19 protein-coding genes are annotated in these 16,777 nt (G+C 42.1%); 6 read left to right on the plus strand and 13 right to left on the minus strand.

The genetic code is table 11. From position 1 onward, the window contains the following. Positions 1-40 precede the first annotated feature (40 nt). From MJO53_RS16520 to MJO53_RS16555, 8 genes are all read right to left on the minus strand, one after another. The gene (locus MJO53_RS16520; protein ID WP_252079930.1) at positions 41-853 is read right to left on the minus strand and encodes an enoyl-ACP reductase FabI; all 813 of its coding nucleotides are present in this window, start codon (positions 851-853) and stop codon (positions 41-43) included. A 202-nt stretch (positions 854-1,055) separates the two neighbouring features. Next, on the minus strand, positions 1,056-2,708 hold the full coding sequence (gene recN, locus MJO53_RS16525) for a DNA repair protein RecN (RefSeq protein ID WP_252079931.1): 1,653 nt from the start codon (positions 2,706-2,708) through the stop codon (positions 1,056-1,058). 46 nt (positions 2,709-2,754) lie between these two features. After that, positions 2,755-3,645 (minus strand): DUF4835 family protein, encoded by an 891-nt coding sequence (locus MJO53_RS16530; protein ID WP_224836699.1) that lies wholly within the window; start codon positions 3,643-3,645, stop codon positions 2,755-2,757. Further along, on the minus strand, positions 3,638-4,843 hold the full coding sequence (coaBC, locus tag MJO53_RS16535) for a bifunctional phosphopantothenoylcysteine decarboxylase/phosphopantothenate--cysteine ligase CoaBC (protein ID WP_252079932.1): 1,206 nt from the start codon (positions 4,841-4,843) through the stop codon (positions 3,638-3,640). Before coaBC ends, MJO53_RS16530 begins: the two co-directional genes overlap by 8 nt. A gap of 3 nt (positions 4,844-4,846) precedes the next feature. Continuing rightward, positions 4,847-5,173 (minus strand): DNA-directed RNA polymerase subunit omega, encoded by a 327-nt coding sequence (locus tag MJO53_RS16540; protein WP_224836697.1) that lies wholly within the window; start codon positions 5,171-5,173, stop codon positions 4,847-4,849. A 24-nt stretch (positions 5,174-5,197) separates the two neighbouring features. Continuing rightward, positions 5,198-6,034 carry an outer membrane protein assembly factor BamD gene (locus MJO53_RS16545; RefSeq protein WP_420485535.1) on the minus strand — a complete coding sequence of 279 codons (837 nt, stop codon included), beginning with the start codon at positions 6,032-6,034 and terminating at the stop codon, positions 5,198-5,200. 107 nt (positions 6,035-6,141) lie between these two features. Further along, positions 6,142-7,032, minus strand: coding sequence for a 4-hydroxy-tetrahydrodipicolinate synthase (dapA, locus tag MJO53_RS16550; protein ID WP_252079934.1), 891 nt, complete (start codon positions 7,030-7,032; stop codon positions 6,142-6,144). 4 nt (positions 7,033-7,036) lie between these two features. After that, positions 7,037-7,570, minus strand: coding sequence for a DUF6913 domain-containing protein (locus MJO53_RS16555; protein WP_252079935.1), 534 nt, complete (start codon positions 7,568-7,570; stop codon positions 7,037-7,039). Between the two features lie 7 nt (positions 7,571-7,577). Between MJO53_RS16555 and MJO53_RS16560 the strand changes: the two genes are divergently transcribed. Together MJO53_RS16560 and MJO53_RS16565 are read left to right on the plus strand one after the other, a co-directional pair. Beyond that, positions 7,578-8,399: a 5'-nucleotidase C-terminal domain-containing protein gene (locus tag MJO53_RS16560; RefSeq protein ID WP_252079936.1), complete on the plus strand. Its 822-nt coding sequence runs from the start codon at positions 7,578-7,580 to the stop codon at positions 8,397-8,399. Then, positions 8,400-9,311, plus strand: coding sequence for a metallophosphatase (locus MJO53_RS16565; RefSeq protein WP_252079937.1), 912 nt, complete (start codon positions 8,400-8,402; stop codon positions 9,309-9,311). It abuts the gene before it with no gap. Positions 9,312-9,334: 23 nt separating this feature from the next. Here MJO53_RS16565 and MJO53_RS16570 read toward each other — a convergent pair whose 3' ends face one another. The 4 genes from MJO53_RS16570 to MJO53_RS16585 are packed head-to-tail and all read right to left on the minus strand — an operon-like array spanning position 9,335 to position 13,024. Continuing rightward, entirely contained in the window at positions 9,335-9,628 is a 294-nt protein-coding gene (locus tag MJO53_RS16570; protein ID WP_224836691.1) for a hypothetical protein, read from the minus strand. Then, a complete protein-coding gene (gene ligA / locus MJO53_RS16575) occupies positions 9,625-11,625 on the minus strand; it encodes an NAD-dependent DNA ligase LigA (protein ID WP_252079938.1) in 2,001 nt (666 codons plus the stop codon). The genes MJO53_RS16570 and ligA overlap by 4 nt, the downstream gene beginning before the upstream one ends. Then, a complete protein-coding gene (gene prmC / locus MJO53_RS16580; RefSeq protein WP_252079939.1) occupies positions 11,622-12,539 on the minus strand; it encodes a peptide chain release factor N(5)-glutamine methyltransferase in 918 nt (305 codons plus the stop codon). The genes ligA and prmC overlap by 4 nt, the downstream gene beginning before the upstream one ends. Continuing rightward, positions 12,539-13,024, minus strand: coding sequence for a GNAT family N-acetyltransferase (locus tag MJO53_RS16585; RefSeq protein ID WP_252079940.1), 486 nt, complete (start codon positions 13,022-13,024; stop codon positions 12,539-12,541). Before MJO53_RS16585 ends, prmC begins: the two co-directional genes overlap by 1 nt. A 30-nt stretch (positions 13,025-13,054) precedes the next feature. On the opposite strand from MJO53_RS16585, the gene ribD reads away from it, so the two are divergent. The 4 genes from ribD to MJO53_RS16605 are packed head-to-tail and all read left to right on the plus strand — an operon-like array spanning position 13,055 to position 16,177. Then, complete coding sequence (gene ribD, locus MJO53_RS16590) at positions 13,055-14,107, plus strand: bifunctional diaminohydroxyphosphoribosylaminopyrimidine deaminase/5-amino-6-(5-phosphoribosylamino)uracil reductase RibD (RefSeq protein WP_252079941.1); 1,053 nt, start codon at positions 13,055-13,057, stop codon at positions 14,105-14,107. Continuing rightward, a complete protein-coding gene (locus MJO53_RS16595; RefSeq protein WP_252079942.1) occupies positions 14,100-14,702 on the plus strand; it encodes an HAD family hydrolase in 603 nt (200 codons plus the stop codon). The genes ribD and MJO53_RS16595 overlap by 8 nt, the downstream gene beginning before the upstream one ends. Beyond that, positions 14,703-15,566, plus strand: a complete 864-nt coding sequence (locus tag MJO53_RS16600; protein ID WP_252079943.1) for a GRP family sugar transporter — start codon at positions 14,703-14,705, stop codon at positions 15,564-15,566. Then, the gene (locus MJO53_RS16605) at positions 15,566-16,177 is read left to right on the plus strand and encodes an IMPACT family protein (protein WP_252079944.1); all 612 of its coding nucleotides are present in this window, start codon (positions 15,566-15,568) and stop codon (positions 16,175-16,177) included. The genes MJO53_RS16600 and MJO53_RS16605 overlap by 1 nt, the downstream gene beginning before the upstream one ends. Before the next feature lie 57 nt (positions 16,178-16,234). Here MJO53_RS16605 and MJO53_RS16610 read toward each other — a convergent pair whose 3' ends face one another. Continuing rightward, a complete protein-coding gene (locus tag MJO53_RS16610; RefSeq protein WP_252079945.1) occupies positions 16,235-16,651 on the minus strand; it encodes an acyl-CoA thioesterase in 417 nt (138 codons plus the stop codon). Positions 16,652-16,777: the final 126 nt, after the last annotated feature.

Below are 16,777 nucleotides of genomic sequence, written 5' to 3' on the forward strand. Positions count from 1 at the left end.
GGCTACGCTCGAATTGATCTTGATTTATTGGAATGTAATCTTACTTTGAAAATTCATCGATCACCTCTTGGCTTACACCTGTATTGGAGAATCCACCATCATGGAATAGGTTCTGCATGGTAACCTTTTTGGTCAGATCAGAGAAAAGAGATACCGTATAATTTGCACAATCGTCTGCTGATGCGTTGCCCAAGGGTGACATTTTCTCCGCATAGTTGATAAATCCATCAAAGCCTTTAACCCCTTGCCCTGCCGTAGTGGGTGTCGGTGATTGCGAAATGGTATTCACCCTTACTTTGTGTTCTTTTCCAAAAAAGTATCCAAAACTTCTTGCAACCGACTCCAAGTACGCCTTGTTATCGGCCATATCGTTATAGTCCGGAAATGTTCTTTGAGCCGCCATATAGGTCAAGGCAACAATACTTCCCCACTCGTTCATGGCCTCAGCTTTGTATAGCGATTGCATTACTTTGTGAAAAGACAATGCGGACACATCCCAACCCTTTTCGGTAAAGCTATAGTTCTCGTCCGTGTAATGTCTTCCTTTTCGAACGTTTACGGACATTCCGATGGAATGTAGCACAAAATCCAGTTTTCCGCCCAAAATTTCCATGGACTGCTCAACGAGATTTTTCAAATCTTCCTCGTTGGTGGCATCTGCAGGAACAATCTGAGAGTTGGTCTTTTCTGCCAATTCGTTTATTTGTCCCATTCGCATGGCAATGGGTGCATTGGTCAAAACAAACTCACCTCCTTCTTCATGAACGCGTTCTGCGGTTTTCCAAGCAATGGAATTCGAATCCAAAGCCCCAAAAATGATTCCTTTTTTACCTTTTAAAAGATTGTATGCCATAATTTTTTGCGATTGTTAATTGTTCGACAAAGATATTTAAACTAATTGAATGTTAATCCTGCACGAGTATATAGATTCCAGTTATACTCAACTTGTTTGTGCATACAACATCTTCAGATGCTTTTTTTTAATAAGGCCCTGAGCTAAATACAAGGTAATGATCAACAATTTTGATAGTGAAATTTCTATAAATCCCATGGTTTTACTGCAGCAGCTCCCTGGCGTGTGCCAAGGCGGATTCGGATAAGGACTTGCCCCCCAACATCTCTGCCAATTCCTGGATACGCTCATCCTTGCTCAATTGTTTAATGTGCGTACTTGTACCTTCTGAGCTTTCTTGTTTGTAAACTTTAAATTGATAGCTTCCTTTAGATGCGACCTGCGGCAAGTGCGTAATAGAGAACACCTGCATGGTACTGCTCATTTGTTGCATAATTTCCCCCATACGGTTGGATATTTCACCTGAGACGCCCGTATCTATTTCATCGAACATCATGGTCGGCAAACTCTCATATTCCGCCAAAATGGATTTTATCGTCAACATTATACGGGACATTTCCCCTCCCGAAGCTACCTTTTTCAACTCTCCATAATTGGAACCTTTATTAGCTGAAAACAAAAATACCAAATCATCTTTTCCATTGGTTTTAAATGATTTAGAAGAGTTTACCTCAATTTTAAATGTAGCGGACGGCATGCCGAGCGATGCCAGGTTTTTTTGCAGCCTTTCGTTCAATTTTGGAATTACAGCTTTTCTGCCTTCACTTATTTTTTTTGCCCAAGCATCCGTTTTTTGCGTGAGCATATCTACCTCTTCTCGTTTTTGTCCTATACTATCCTCGATATTGGCCACGGTTTCGACCTTTTTGGCCAGTTCCTCGCGAATTTCGATTAAATCCGTTACCGAATCGGTATGGTGTTTTTTCTGAAGATCGTATAATTGTTGCAATTGACCGTTAACCACTTCCAACCGTTCCGGATCGGCCTCCACTCCATCTTTTAATCGTTCCAGTTCCGAAGCAATATCATCGGTCTCGATCAGAACGGATTGAATTCTATCATACAATGTTTTATAGTCAGTTCCAAAATCCACTAAGCCTTGGAATGCCCGTTTTAGGTCAGTTAGGCGCCCCACGACCCCTAATTGCTCATCGTTCAACAACTGATGCCCTGCGGACAATTGCTCCATAATCTGTTCCACATTGTTCAGTTGCTCATATTCCTCCTCCAGTTCTTCCTGCATGCCTTCCTTTAACTTGGCATCCTCAAGCTCTTTCAACAAAAAGGTATTGTAATCCTGCTCTTTATCCGCCTCGGACTGGAAATCCACTAATTTTTGGAGTTCTTTCGACACCTTTTTCAGCTCATCCAAGGACTTGGCATAATTAGAAAGATATTCTGCATTGTTTGCAAGGGCATCGAGCACCTTCATCTGAAAATCGTTATCGGTAAGCCGCATGGTCTGGTGCTGGGAATGTACATCTACCAATTGATCGCCCAACGATCGCATTACATCAAGGGTAACAGGGGAATCGTTTACAAACGCCCTGGATTTGCCACTGGGCAATATTTCCCTGCGCAGGATAGTGGTTTCCTCATAATCAAGGTCATTTTCCTCAAAAAATGATTTAAGCTGGTATTTGGATATATCGAATTCAGCTTCGATCACACATTTTTGGTCCTTGCTTTTTAGAGAGGATAAGTCGGCTCGTTTTCCCAAAACTAGGGACAAACCTCCCAACAGTATGGATTTTCCTGCTCCGGTCTCCCCGGTAATTGTTGTAAAACCGTCGAAAAATGACACACTTACATCATCGATGAGCGCATAATTTTGAATGGAAAGATTTGCTAACAATATTGAAGAATTTATCCGTAAAGATAATCCTCTTTATAGAACTGCCCTAGTATTTTATCTCATTCCAAGTGCTAGAGTAAAATGGGGCCACCTTGTTCAAGGTTTCTTTAAGTTTTACAACATCCACCTTGGGGCCATCGGAAAAGATGTTTTGGATTTCCTCGGATTTGGCATCGAAAAAAGTTTGAATCAAAAATGCGTTCGGTCTTCTACTGATCAATGTTTCGAACAGGCGAAGGCTCCCCATAATGATTTGTTTTCCCGTACTGTTATTGTCCGCCAAAATATCGAGTCCTTTTCTGTGGTAATTGTACATGGCAATCCGATACTCCCTGAAAGAATTGCTCAAAAGATTGTCCACAAGTTCAAAACGGCTCCTATCCCCGGTTTCTTGACTCCATCCACTATAACTGGAGCTTTGTGCCTGAGTTACGATATTCTGCGCCCTACGATAAAAATCGTTGCCCCCTTCCAAAGAAAAAGTATCGGCATCCAAACCCAACATAACATAAACATAATACGAAATTACCGCAACCAAATTGGAATCGAATGAGTTTGGGTTGTATACCAAAGGCTGAAATTCCTGATATTGAAAATTAAAGGCATTGTCCTTGTAATTAAAAACAGGGCTTTCGTAAGATGTATTGAACACCGGTCTGGTGGACTGTATTTGGATATTGGCCTCGAAACGGTCCGATTCGTATTGGGTAACCGTGATGAACATACGGGCATTGACCCGTTCGTTTTCCCTGTACACCCTATTCGTCCATTTGGTCTTATTCACAAAATCATTGAGCGAACGCTCCAGTGTCCTGAATATCTGCTGATTGGTCTGCCCTACTTGGTCCGAGTTTACAGTCACCTGACAATTGAGTTCCTGTGAATAGGTCCTTAAGACAGCAAACAAAAGAAAAATGACAAAAAGTATGTTACGCATGGATTCTGGAGATAATTTCTTCCCAAATATCGGAAGCCACTTCGGGCTTCGTTTTCAAATCAAACGTTTTTATCCCCGAATTCTTATCTATAAAGGTAATTTTATTCGTGTGCCCCCCAAATCCCGCGCCATCGTCTTTTAATGAATTTAGCACAATGCCGTCCAAATTCTTTCTTTTGAGTTTGTTTTTGGCATTTTCAAGCTCATTTTGAGTCTCTAAGGCAAAACCTACTAAGAACTGGGTGGTCTTTACCTCCCCAAGCGACATTAAAATATCCGGTGTACGTTCCAGTTCAATATTTAAATCGTCGTCCTTCTTCTTCAATTTTTCGGAAGCAATGGACTTAGGACGATAATCTGCCACCGCGGCAGCACATATAGCAATGTCGGCATCCCCATAGTGTTCGTGACAGGCTTCGTACATATTTTGTGCAGAGGCCACCCGAATCAATTGGATATTATTATGATTTACGTTCAAATGCGTTGGACCTGACACTAAAATTACATTTGCCCCCAGGTCGGCCGCTTTCTTGGCCAATTCAAAACCCATGGTGCCAGTAGAACGATTGCCCAAAAAGCGAACAGGGTCGATTGCCTCGTGTGTTGGTCCTGCGGTAATCAATACTTGCTTGCCAGACAAAGGAAGTCCTTTGCTTAAATCATTTTGTACAAAAGAAATTATATTTTCAGGTTCTGCCATTCGGCCTTCGCCATGCAAACCACTGGCAAGTTCGCCAGACTCGGCAGGAATCAAACTGTTTCCATAGGATTCCAGTTTTTTTATAGAAGCCTCGGTAGAAGGGTGCTTGTACATATCCAAATCCATCGCCGGTGCAAAATATACCGGACATTTAGCTGACAAATATGTGGCCAACAACAGGTTGTCGCAGGTTCCATTGGCCATTTTGGAAAGGGTATTGGCCGTGGCCGGGGCTATGATCATGATATCCGCCCAAAGGCCAAGTTCCACGTGGTTGTTCCATGACAGACTCCCGTCTTCCTCATTTATAAAATCGAGCAAGACCGGATTTTTGGAAAGGGAGGAAAGCGTAAGTGGAGAAACAAAAGAGCTGGCGCTCTGGGTCATAACAACTTTGACCTGTGCACCAGCTTTGATCAGTAACCTTACCAGAAATGTGGTTTTGTACGCGGCAATTCCCCCGGAAATTCCCAAAAGGATATTTTTACCGCCCAGCATTACTTAAGAGTCTTTCTCTGTGTTTCTATGGTAGATTTTATCTTCCAACCACTCTTGTACGGCAAGCGCATGTGGTTTTGGCAGTTTCTCGTAAAACTTGGAAACCTCTATTTGCTCCTTGTTTTCGAATACCTCTTCCAAGCTATCGCTGTACGTGGCAAATTCCTCTAGCTTTTCCAACAACTCTTTTTTAATATCGGAGTTGATCTGAACCGCTCTTTTTGCCACAATCGAAATGGCTTCATAAACATTTTCGGTCTTTGCGTCGAACTCGTTTTTGTTAAGAGTAACAGTGGAAACCGGTGCCTTGGTGTTTTTCAAATCTTGCATGTGCAGTGGTTTAAAAACTAATTTTTATTTGGACAATGTGGTATTTTGATAAGCGCTCAATTCTTCTCGAACTGTTTCCGCGAGCTTATCAGCTTCTTTCTTAAACTGCGTTTCTGGAAAATAACGCATTAAATTTTTATAGGAACTGAGCGCGTCTTCCAAGCGCTCCTTTTTCTTATCCTCCGTACTGTTCAATGCCAACAGAGTGGAAGCTTCTATCCTGTAGTATAGCGCTTCTTCCCTGTAAATGGAACCTGGATTATCTGTGATAAAATTGTCGAATGCCGTGATGGCGGAAACCAAAACCGGCAAGTTAAATTCTCCCAGTTTATTGAACTGCTTGGCAATCTCAATTTGTTTCTTTTCTTTTTTCGCCGTTAACTCCTTGGCCATTGTATTGGCTTCCTCAAAATACTCCGATTCCGAATAATTATTGATGAATGTCTGGAGTTTTGCCAATGCCTTATCTGTTTCCGACTGATCCAGCGAATACCTCGGGGAAAGCATATAATAGCTTTTTGCGCCCAAGAAACTGGCTTCTTGGATTTTATCGCTACGTGGATACGACTTTACAAAACGTTCGAACTGGTATCCGGCCAAATAATAATCCTTGTTCTTGAAATAAGAATCCGCAAAGAAAAACATAACCCTCTCCCCTTGTGGTTTGCCCACATACTTTGGCGCTATCTGTTCGAACAGACGCACCGCTCTTTTATAATCACCTTCGTTATAAAGTTTTTCGGCCATATCGTACTTGGCCTTTACATCGGTTTCCTTAAGTACCTTTTGGTACTCGCTGCAGGATACGAGAAAAACTGCTACTAAACAGAAGAGAAGTATTGACCTCATTTTCAAAAACATTTTGCAAAATTAGTGATATTGAATGGATATAAAAAATGAATTTTACCTCTCAAATGTAAAGGGTACATTGGCCAACACACAACAATTTGTGCAACATTTAACTATTTTTAAACAGCGGCCTTGTCCAGTTTTTTCAATGAATTGTTGATTTTCTCCTTAAGGTTTTGGGAGGCTTCGACCAATGGCAACCTAACAGCGGCTGTGCAGATTCCCTTATGCTCAAAGATACTTTTGATTCCTGCCGGGTTTCCTTCTTCAAAAATCTGACCCATCAACGGAGATAATGTATGATGGATTTGGAATGCTTTCTTGGCGCTACCATCCAATCCCAATTGTATCATTTCAGAAAAAAGGGAGGGCAAACCTTGGCCCAAAACGGAAATCACACCGGACCCACCTGCCAGAACGGTAGGTAAAGCTGTGGAATCGTCTCCGGAAATCACCAAAAATCCCTCTGGTTTTTGCTGAATGATCTTATCTATCTGAGCCATTTCCCCGCATGCTTCTTTTATGGCCACAATGTTGGGAAAATCCTTTGCCAATCTCAACGTTGTCTCGGGCAACATGTTGCTTCCTGTCCTCGAGGGTACATTATAGAGGATTATTGGAACGGGCGATGTGCTGGCAATCTTTTTAAAGTGTTGATAAATCCCTTCCTGTGTTGGTTTGTTGTAATAGGGCGAAACAGATAAGATCGCATCAAAATCGGAAAGATCTAACATTTGCAGATCTTTGACCACAGCCATCGTATTGTTCCCGCCAACACCCAAAACCAACGGCAGTCTACCCGCGTTGGTCCGTACTACAACATCGACCACCAATTGTTTATCGGCCGGGGAAAGTGTGGCCGTTTCGGCCGTTGTGCCCAATACCACCAAATAATCCGTGCCGCCCTGAATATTGTATTCAACAATTTTTGCCAGTGCATTTGCATCCACCGAAAAATCATCTTTGAAAGGAGTGACCAAGGCCACACCTGTTCCAACAAACTGCTCCATTTTATTAAATTTCTTTTAAGACCTTTAAATACTTTTTTAATTCGCTCTTGAACAATTCAAAATCGTTCAAGGGTGTATTTAAAATCAAATCGTTGACCTTGGGGTCTTGGGCAGCGAGACCGACCTTTAGCCGGGCAGGTGTTTTAACGGACAACAGCTTCATCATTAAACTATCTCTTTCGTAATAATTGATAAGGATATCGTACTCCCGTCCCAAAAACTCAAGAACATAGCCATTTTCTATTTGCCCTTTCCAGCCAAGATCCTTGTCCGAAAACATTTGAATGGCGTAGGGCGAGTTTTTATCGTACTCACTTTTATAGCCGATGATCTTAATGGCATTGGGCCTTAACGAAAACTCTTCGATCAGTTCATAAAAGACCTCCGCTTTGGAGAAACTGTCCACATCCACTATACAGCCAATGCTGGCAACTCCCTTCTCCCTGGTCACGGACTTAGGAGGTTTTTCCATTTCCTCCTTTAAATATTTTAGCCCGGATTTAACTTTAAATTTGTCTTGGAGTCCTTTCAAAAACATATTTTTGATGATTTTTACAAAGGTAAATATTATACCAAGACGACTTAACAAAGATACGCTTGTGAAGATTTTAAAAATTAAACACTTTGTTATATTTATAACATTGATTGTTGTGGTTTCATGCAAAAATGATGCTGTCCAACTAACAGAAATCAAGGGAAAGCAGATTCCTGTGGACACCACCTTTACCGGAAACGATTCCATTGAAAAGTATATTGCTCCTTTCCGAAGTAGGATAAATGAAGTACTGGACAGTACATTGGCCTACGCCCCCCAACCTCTTTTATTGAACGATGGGAAACGCAACACATCCATGGGCAACCTAATGGCGGATATCGTTTTTGAAGAAACTGCGCCCGTATTTAATTCCAGAACCGGAAAAGAACTGGATTTTGTTGTACTTAACGCCGGTGGTGTTCGCTCCATAATCTCGCAGGGCAACGTAAGTGCAAGAAACGCATATGAAGTAATGCCTTTTGAAAACTATATCGTGGTAGTAGAACTGAGCGGTTCGGCCGCTAGGAAACTTATTGATTTTGTAGCCAAATCTTCGAGACCCCACCCCGTTTCCCGATTACAGATTTTAACGGACAAAAACCGTTCCTTGGAGTCCGTAAATATTAAAGGGCAACCTTTTGATGAAAGTCGAAATTACTACGTGGCCACCTCCGATTACTTGGTAAATGGAGGTCCGAGCGTTGGCTTTTTCGACGAAATCGTTTCCACAACAGAAATCGATTATCTTCTGCGCAATGCCATCATCGACCACCTAAAAAAAGTGGATACCCTAAAATCTGAAGTAGACGACCGCATAAAACAATTGGATTAAATGAAAAGAAGAGATTTTATAACCAATACCACCGCTGCCTCCACATTGGTGGGGCTTGGCGGCCTTAGCTTGGCCTCATGCACCAACCTGGGCAAAAAGCATATCACGATTTTGCACACCAACGATGTGCACAGCCATATCGATTCTTTTCCCAATTCCCATTCCAAATATCCTAATTTGGGCGGAGTGGCCCGCAGGGCCACCTTAGTGGAACAAATTCGCAACGAAAATCCGAACACGCTGTTGTTTGATGCCGGGGATATTTTTCAAGGTACTCCCTATTTTAACTTTTATGGTGGTGAATTGGAGTTTAAACTAATGAGCGCCCTTAACTATGATGCCGCCACGGTGGGCAATCATGATTTTGATAATGGAATTGATGGCTTATTGGCCCAAATGCCCAATGCCTCCTTTGAAATGATCTCGGCCAATTACGACTTTTCCAATACCGTAATGGATGGTTACGTGAAGCCTTACAAAATTTATACTGTGGATGGCATAAAAATAGGTGTTTACGGACTCGGGATAGAGTTAGATGGTCTGGTAACCAAAAAACTGTACAAGGAAACCCAATATCTGGATCCTTTTGATATCGCCTTGGACATGGAAAAAAAACTAAAAGAGGAGGAACAATGTGATTTGATCGTTTGCCTCTCTCATTTGGGTTATGACTACAAAGAACCGGATAGACCGTGCGATACTCGATTGGCACAGCAAACGTACCACACCGACCTTATCATTGGTGGGCATACCCACACCTTTTTGGACCAGCCCGATGTGCGTATCAACCAAAACGGCAATTCAGTACTGGTGAACCAAGTGGGCTGCTACGGTATCAATGTAGGGCGAATCGATTTTTATTTTGATGCCGATAGTAAAGCCTCTGCCAAGGGAGTGAGTATTAGGGTTTAGGAAAATCAGTAGAACCAATAAGGCTATAGATTAGCCTCCACCAACTCTTCTAACTCCTCCTCCAAACTATAATTTGGAAAAGAACGGCCTGCCCTATCGTACCAATATCCGGCATTCCACTTATCCCCTTCCTTACGGTGCAAGTAGGCATGGATCCAACTACCCATGGTCGTAGGGAGGTCTTGGGCTATATTATGGGACGCTTCCCAATCTCCCTTGGCGTCGAACCATAAAGATTGTAAAGCTTCGGGCCAATCGTTTGGCGGCACATCCAAATCTAAGCTAGAAGCAAATTGCTTAAAAGTCTTTGGCCTCATACTTCCAATTTTTGCAAAAATTCCTGTTCCGATATAATGGGCACACCTAAGGTTTCCGCTTTGGTCCGTTTACTGGGACCCATTTTATCGCCTGCGACCAAAAAACTGGTTTTTGAAGAAATGGAAGAAGAGACTTTTCCTCCGTTATCCTCTATCATCTTCTTTAAATCGTTTCGGCTAATCGTCTCGAATACTCCAGAAACAACGAATGTCTGCCCCTTTAGCAGCTCTGTTTGATTTTCCAATTGCTCCTCGGACAACGAAAACTGAAGACCGTAAGATTTTAATCGATCTACCACCTGAACATTTGCAGGTTCTGAGAAAAAATCGAGTACACTTTCCGCTATCCTATCACCAATTTCATCCACAGCCACAAGCTCTTCGTGAGAAGCAGTCATCAAAGCATCAATATCCTTGAATGCCTTTGCCAATTTTTTGGCCACGGTTTCTCCAACATATCTAATTCCTAAAGCAAAAAGGACACGTTCAAACGGAATGGTTTTTGAAGCTTGCACTCCATTCACCAAATTTTCAGCAGATTTATCCGCCATTCGTTCCAATGGTAGAATTTGTTCTTTGGTCAACGTGTAAAGGTCAGCATAGTTCTGAATCAAACCCTCTTTAAACAATAATTCCACGGTTTCTCCCCCCAAACCTTCAATATCCATGGCTTTTCTCGAAATAAAATGTTGGATCCTGCCGGTTATCTGCGGCGGGCAACCTACATCATTGGGGCAAAAATGTTGGGCTTCGCCCTCTTTTCGGATCAGTTCCGTTCCGCATTCAGGGCAATGGGCAATATACTGGGTGGGGTTTGAGTCTGGACTGCGTTGGGTAAAATCAACCCCCACAATTTTTGGAATAATCTCTCCTCCCTTTTCCACAAAAACGGTATCCCCTTCGCGAACGTCCAACTTGGCTATTTGGTCCGCATTGTGCAAGGATGCGCGCTTTACCGTAGTCCCTGCCAGCAAAACCGGTTCAAGATTGGCAACAGGGGTGATCGCGCCGGTACGCCCCACTTGATAGGTTATCTTATTGAGAATGGTTACGGCCTGCTCAGCCTTAAATTTATAGGCCATGGCCCAACGGGGCGACTTCGCCGTATAACCCAATTCCTCTTGTTGTTGCAAACTGTTCACCTTGACCACTACACCATCCGTTTCGTAGGGCAGATGATGGCGGTTTGTGTCCCAATGATTTACAAATTGAAGCACCTCATCGGTGGATTTACACAATTTGGCCACGGTTGGGACCTTAAATCCCCAAGAACGCGCTTTCTCCAACATCTCGAACTGCGAATTGATTCCCAAATTGTCGCCAACCACACTATATAGCAGACATTCCAACGGACGCTGTGCCACCAAGGCACTATCTTGTAATTTTAAACTGCCGGAAGCCGTATTTCTCGGGTTCATGTAGGGGTCTTCCCCTGCTTCCACCCGCTCGGCGTTCATTTTAGCAAAACCTTCGAGTGTCAAAATAATCTCGCCCCTAATGTCAAATTTTGATGGATAATCCCCTTTTAACTGCAAGGGAACGGATTTTATGGTCTTGATGTTGTTGGTTACATCATCCCCCTGAAAACCATCGCCACGGGTAACGGCTTTGACCAATTTTCCATTTTCATAGGTTAGACTGATAGAGGCCCCGTCATACTTGAGTTCACATGTGAATTCTACTTCCACATCGCCCAAAATCCGCTGGATACGTTTTTCCCAATCTTCCAAATCCTCCTTGGAATACGAATTGTCCAAAGAATACATACGATGTTCATGGGCAACGGTTTCAAAATTTTTGGTGACCATACCACCTACTCGCAGACTTGGTGATGCGGCATCATAATATTCCGGATGTTCTTCTTCCAATTTTTGGAGTTCCTTGAGCTTCATATCGAACTCATAATCGGAAATGGAAGGCTCGTCGAGCACATAATATTTATAATTGTGTTCTCGAAGTTCGTTACGAAGCGATGCTATTTGTTCTTGAATGTTCATTTTCTATCAGCTTTTAGCATTCTCGGGTTACCAAAAATATCATTGCGCATTTCAATTTCTGAAAAGTGCTGGGTGTGGAAAAGCGCTTTGGTCTCGTCTCCCAAATATTGATTGATCTCAAAATACAACTTTCCTTTTTTTGATAAATATTTTTCAGCAAAATCTGTAATTGCCCTGTAAAACACCAATGGGTCGTTATCTGGGACAAATAGCGCCGTATGGGGTTCAAAATCTTTCACATTTTTATGGATTTGACTTTTTTCCAACTCCCTGACATAGGGTGGGTTGGATACAATTACATCAAACACAAGTTCAGGCTCAAGTTCAAGTCCAGGATTCAGAATGTTATGGTGCAAAAATGTAATATCCACTTCGCTCATTTCCGCATTTTTTCGAGCAACGCTCAACGCTCCCTCGGAAACATCCAGTGCATATACTTTAGCACCCGGTAGATGTTTGGCCAATGCTATTGCAATGCACCCGCTTCCTGTTCCAATGTCAAGAATTTTAAACGAACGGTCATTGAGCGGGGTCGAAATTACGCTTCGACTTCGCCCAGCGTCCTTTTTAGACGGTTTTTTCACTGGAAAATCATCCAGAATCCAATGAACCAATTCCTCTGTTTCGGGCCGTGGAATCAGTACATTTTTATTTACTTGTAATTCCAGGTCCATAAAATGGGCAGTTCCCAATATATACTGTATGGGTTTCTCCATTTTTAGTTCGGACAAAGCTTCAAAAAGCGGCTGCTCCTCTTCTTTTAACACGGTTAAACCGGGCTGTATGGCCAAAACAAAACGTTGCAGATTTAGATAATGCTCTATACAAGAGTAAAAAAAAGAATCGATCTCTTCTTTTGGGTAAATCTCGCCCAATTCCTTATGGAAAATGTTTTTGACTTCTTTTAGTTGCATTATAATTTTTTAAGCATCCAGACCGGACAGGAATAATGTCCCGTACTGCCCATTGGGGCATCGATATAGTCAAATCCGTTCTTTTTGTACAGTTTTTGCGCCGCTTCCATATAAGGCATGGTTTCCAGATAACATGCCTCAAAACCGAACTCCTTTGCTTTTTTCAAGCATACATGGATCATTTGCGCGCCCAACCCTTTCCCTCTGGCCTCTTCCAAAAAATACATTTTTTGCAACTCGCATACGTTGCCATCGTAGTTGTCCAGTTGTGCTACACCGGCGCATCCGACAATCCTTCCTTGGTGCTCCACCACAAAATAAGCTGCTTTGGGCACATTGTAAGCTGAAAACATATCATCCAAGGATTTATCGGCATAGGCAGTGCCCACTTTGGGAATTCCCATATCTTCAAAAACTTTGCGTATTACCTGGGCCACCTGAGGGTTGTCATCGGGGGTTATTTCACGAATCGCCATATCTCCCATTTTGTGCTATTATTGTTCTATTTTTGCCGGGTGAAGATACATCAAAAATACATCCTTCGCTGCATTGAACTGGCCAAAAAAGGTCTGGGAACTACAGCTCCAAACCCTCTGGTGGGCTGTGTTATCGTGCATAATAACAAAATTATTGGAGAGGGTTTTACCGATCCTTATGGTGGTCCACATGCAGAGGTAAACGCCATACGTTCGGTAAAGGACAAAACTTTGCTGAAAGAAGCCTCTTTATATGTTACTTTAGAACCCTGTTCCCACTATGGAAAAACACCTCCCTGTGCGGATTTAATTGCTAAACATAAACTAAAAGAGGTTTTTATTGGGTTACAGGATCCACATGATAAAGTAGCCGGAAAAGGCATCAAAAAATTACAAGCTGCCGGATGTGAGGTTACGGTCGGCATTCTTGAAAACGAATGTAGGGCACACCACAAGCGGTTTCTGACCTATATGGAGAAAAAACGGCCTTACATAATTCTAAAATGGGCCGCTTCCGATGATGGTTTTTTAGCTCCAGATACCGCTAAGCGAAGTGACAACCCTGAACCTTTTTGGATCACCAATGCCCATTCCAAACAGTTGGTGCACCAATGGCGAAGTCAAGAACAAGCAATTTTGGTCGGTACCAACACGGTTTTGGAAGACAACCCAAGTTTGACCACTCGCAATTGGGTAGGCAAAAGCCCGGTTCGTGTGATATTGGACCGTGATTTAAAATTAGACCAACGTTTTCACGTATTGGATGCCTCCGTAAAAACAATCGTGTTGACCGAGGTTACCGATGAAAAAAAATATATTAAAGGAGTGGATTACGCCTTGGTTGATTTTTCAAAACCTTTGGCTCAACAAATTTGCAATGCTCTATACAGGCACAACATCAACAGTGTAATTGTTGAAGGAGGCTCACGAACACTTCAAACCTTTATAGATGAAAATTTATGGGACGAAGCACGGGTCTTTAAAGGTTCCGTTCGCTTTAAAAATGGATTGCCCGCACCAAAACATCAAGGAATATTGCAAAAAAGAACACAAATTTTAACCGACACCCTATCCATATATATAAATGATTAAAAATATAATTCTCGATTTTGGTGATGTACTTATTAATTTAGATAAACCTGCCACCGCAAAAGCCATGGTCCAACATGGTTTTAGAGGCATAACGCCAGATTTGGAACAGCTGTTTCAGAATTATGAGAAAGGACTATTGGATTCTTCGGAGTTTTTGGACACTGTTTCCTCCTATTTCCCAAATGCTAGCAGAGAATATTTAGTGGATGCCTGGAACTCCATATTACTGGATTTTCCCGAAAGGCGATTGAACTTTATTGAGCAGTTGGCCGCAGAAAACGAATACAAACTGTTATTGCTGAGCAATACGAACGACTTACATATAGAATGTGTAAAGCAAGAAATGGGGATGGAACGCTATAATAGGTTCAAAAATGCATTTGATGTGTTCTACCTAAGCTACGAAATTGGCATGCGAAAGCCGGACAGCGAAATATTCGAATTTGTATTACAGGAAAACAACCTAGTGCCCCAAGAAACTTATTTTGTGGACGATGTGAGCGAGAATACCGATGCCGCCGCCGCATTGGGCATAAATACTTGGAACTTAGCTATAGGGAAAGAGGACATAACCGAATTAAAATCGAAATTATAAATGCTCTACCTAGCCCTTAGTGTACTGAGTTCCACTTGGATTTTTGTGGTATTTAAACTGTACGATGTGTACAAAGTACAAACCCTGATCGCCATTATAGTGAATTACTTTACGGCTTGCTCGGTTGGATTGCTCCTGTACGACCAACCATTGGAAATACAACAAATTTTGGGCGCATCTTGGATATGGGGACCCATATTTATGGGGGTGCTTTTCATCACTATTTTTAATTTAATGGCAAAAACATCGCAGGTTGCCGGTGTATCGGTAGCATCTGTGGCCACAAAAATGTCGCTTGTAATACCGGTATTGCTAGGCGTTCTATTATATAGGGAGCAGTTAAGTGCATTCGAGACCATAGGTATCCTGTTGGCATTGGCCGCAGTGTATTTGGTGTCCGGTAAGGGAAAGGGAATCCATGTGGACCATAAACATTTAATACTGCCCATATTGGTATTTTTAGGCTCCGGGGTTATTGATTCCAGCATTAAGTATTTTGAAGAAGAACATTTATCGGACCCTGAAATTCCAATTTTTTCATCCATGATCTTTGGGTTCGCAGCTTTATCGGGATTGGTATTTATCGCTATTAGACCCAACAAAAAGGAAATGAAATTGAACATGAAAAATGTACTGGGCGGAGTTGCCTTGGGCATACCCAATTACTTTTCCATCTATTTTCTTATCCGTGCGCTACGGTCGGACCTATTGGGCAGTGCCGCTATATTTACCATAAACAATGTGGCGATCGTTATGCTATCTACCTTGATCGGTATTCTACTGTTCAAGGAAAAACTGACACCTAAAAACTGGGCAGGTGTAGCACTCTCCGTTTTGAGTATAATATTGGTAGCTTTGTTTTAATGGAGCGACCGGATACCTACAAAACTTTACATCGACCTTCCGAGGAGATACTATATAAGGATAGAAAGAGTAAATTCTATGCACAGGTTTTCCCCATTAGATCCGAAGATGATGTAAAACCCATCGTAGAGGAGCTGAGAAAAAAATACCATACGGCCAACCATGTTTGCTATGCATGGCAATTGGGAACGGAAAATCCAATCTATAGGGTCAATGATGATGGGGAGCCGAACAACTCCGCCGGCATGCCCATTTATGGCCAAATACAATCTTTTGATGTTACCAATGTACTCATCACCGTGACCCGCATATTTGGCGGCACCAAACTTGGGGTCGGAGGGTTGATACAGGCTTACAAAACTGCAGCACAAATGGCCCTGGAAAATTCCAAAATCGTAAAAAAAATCATTAGGTCGCAATACCGGTTGCAATTTGGTTATGCAGACATGGATAAGGTGATGCGTATCATCAAACAGAAAAATCTGGACCTTGTTTCACAAAAAATGGAGTTGGATTGTGATTTTGTTATTTCCGTCCGGTTAAGTGAGTCCGAAGACGTGTTTCAAATTTTCGATGAAATGCAAGCTGTGGCCATAACGCCCATTACATAATTGATAAAATATCCAGTAACTCAAAGCCTTTACCCATTACTGACATCTGAATTCCTCCTACGGTTCACCTAAGAATCCATCATTCAGTTTTTCCAAGATATATTCCGGACACTTAATGGGTCTTCCCGTTTTCTTGTCCATAAAGGCCAAAACTGTATTTGCAACGGCCAACAGCTCACCAGATTCATTTATTAGCTCGTAATCGAACTCTATCTTGACCATGGGTTTGGATTTCAGCTTTGTTTTAACCGTAATAAGGTCATCGTAAAGCGCAGACTTTTTGTAATCAATACGTAAGGAAATTACGGGCAACATAACCCCATTCTCCTCCATACTTTTGTAAGTAATTCCCAAGGCCCTTAACCACTCCACCCGGCCCATCTCAAAATACTGTGCATAATTGCCGTGATAAACGACTCCCATTTGGTCGGTTTCTGCATATCGGACCCGAAAAGAATGTGAATTTAAACCCATTTTTAACTTAAAAATTATATATTTAGAGGCTCGTTGATTTTGAGAGTAACATGCGAAAAAAAAACAGAACTTTCAATGACTATTTGATTTTTTTTTTAAAAGAATTGTTCACATATTTGTCGCATC

It is taken from the genome of Flagellimonas marinaquae, from assembly GCF_023716465.1.
GTDB classification, from domain to species: domain Bacteria; phylum Bacteroidota; class Bacteroidia; order Flavobacteriales; family Flavobacteriaceae; genus Flagellimonas; species Flagellimonas alginolytica.

Bases quoted from the DNA above. Each gene is read 5' to 3' on its own strand.
- MJO53_RS16520 (WP_252079930.1), bottom strand. From the start codon at position 853: ATGGCATACAATCTTTTAAAAGGTAAAAAAGGAATCATTTTTGGGGCT.
- MJO53_RS16530 (WP_224836699.1), bottom strand. From the start codon at position 3,645: ATGCGTAACATACTTTTTGTCATTTTTCTTTTGTTTGCTGTCTTAAGG.
- coaBC (WP_252079932.1), bottom strand. From the start codon at position 4,843: ATGCTGGGCGGTAAAAATATCCTTTTGGGAATTTCCGGGGGAATTGCC.
- MJO53_RS16540 (WP_224836697.1), bottom strand. From the start codon at position 5,173: ATGCAAGATTTGAAAAACACCAAGGCACCGGTTTCCACTGTTACTCTT.
- MJO53_RS16545 (WP_420485535.1), bottom strand. From the start codon at position 6,034: ATGTTTTTGAAAATGAGGTCAATACTTCTCTTCTGTTTAGTAGCAGTT.
- dapA (WP_252079934.1), bottom strand. From the start codon at position 7,032: ATGGAGCAGTTTGTTGGAACAGGTGTGGCCTTGGTCACTCCTTTCAAA.
- MJO53_RS16555 (WP_252079935.1), bottom strand. From the start codon at position 7,570: ATGTTTTTGAAAGGACTCCAAGACAAATTTAAAGTTAAATCCGGGCTA.
- MJO53_RS16560 (WP_252079936.1), top strand. From the start codon at position 7,578: ATGATTTTTACAAAGGTAAATATTATACCAAGACGACTTAACAAAGAT.
- MJO53_RS16565 (WP_252079937.1), top strand. From the start codon at position 8,400: ATGAAAAGAAGAGATTTTATAACCAATACCACCGCTGCCTCCACATTG.
- MJO53_RS16570 (WP_224836691.1), bottom strand. From the start codon at position 9,628: ATGAGGCCAAAGACTTTTAAGCAATTTGCTTCTAGCTTAGATTTGGAT.
- ligA (WP_252079938.1), bottom strand. From the start codon at position 11,625: ATGAACATTCAAGAACAAATAGCATCGCTTCGTAACGAACTTCGAGAA.
- prmC (WP_252079939.1), bottom strand. From the start codon at position 12,539: ATGCAACTAAAAGAAGTCAAAAACATTTTCCATAAGGAATTGGGCGAG.
- MJO53_RS16585 (WP_252079940.1), bottom strand. From the start codon at position 13,024: ATGGGAGATATGGCGATTCGTGAAATAACCCCCGATGACAACCCTCAG.
- MJO53_RS16595 (WP_252079942.1), top strand. From the start codon at position 14,100: ATGATTAAAAATATAATTCTCGATTTTGGTGATGTACTTATTAATTTA.
- MJO53_RS16600 (WP_252079943.1), top strand. From the start codon at position 14,703: ATGCTCTACCTAGCCCTTAGTGTACTGAGTTCCACTTGGATTTTTGTG.
- MJO53_RS16605 (WP_252079944.1), top strand. From the start codon at position 15,566: ATGGAGCGACCGGATACCTACAAAACTTTACATCGACCTTCCGAGGAG.
- MJO53_RS16610 (WP_252079945.1), bottom strand. From the start codon at position 16,651: ATGGGTTTAAATTCACATTCTTTTCGGGTCCGATATGCAGAAACCGAC.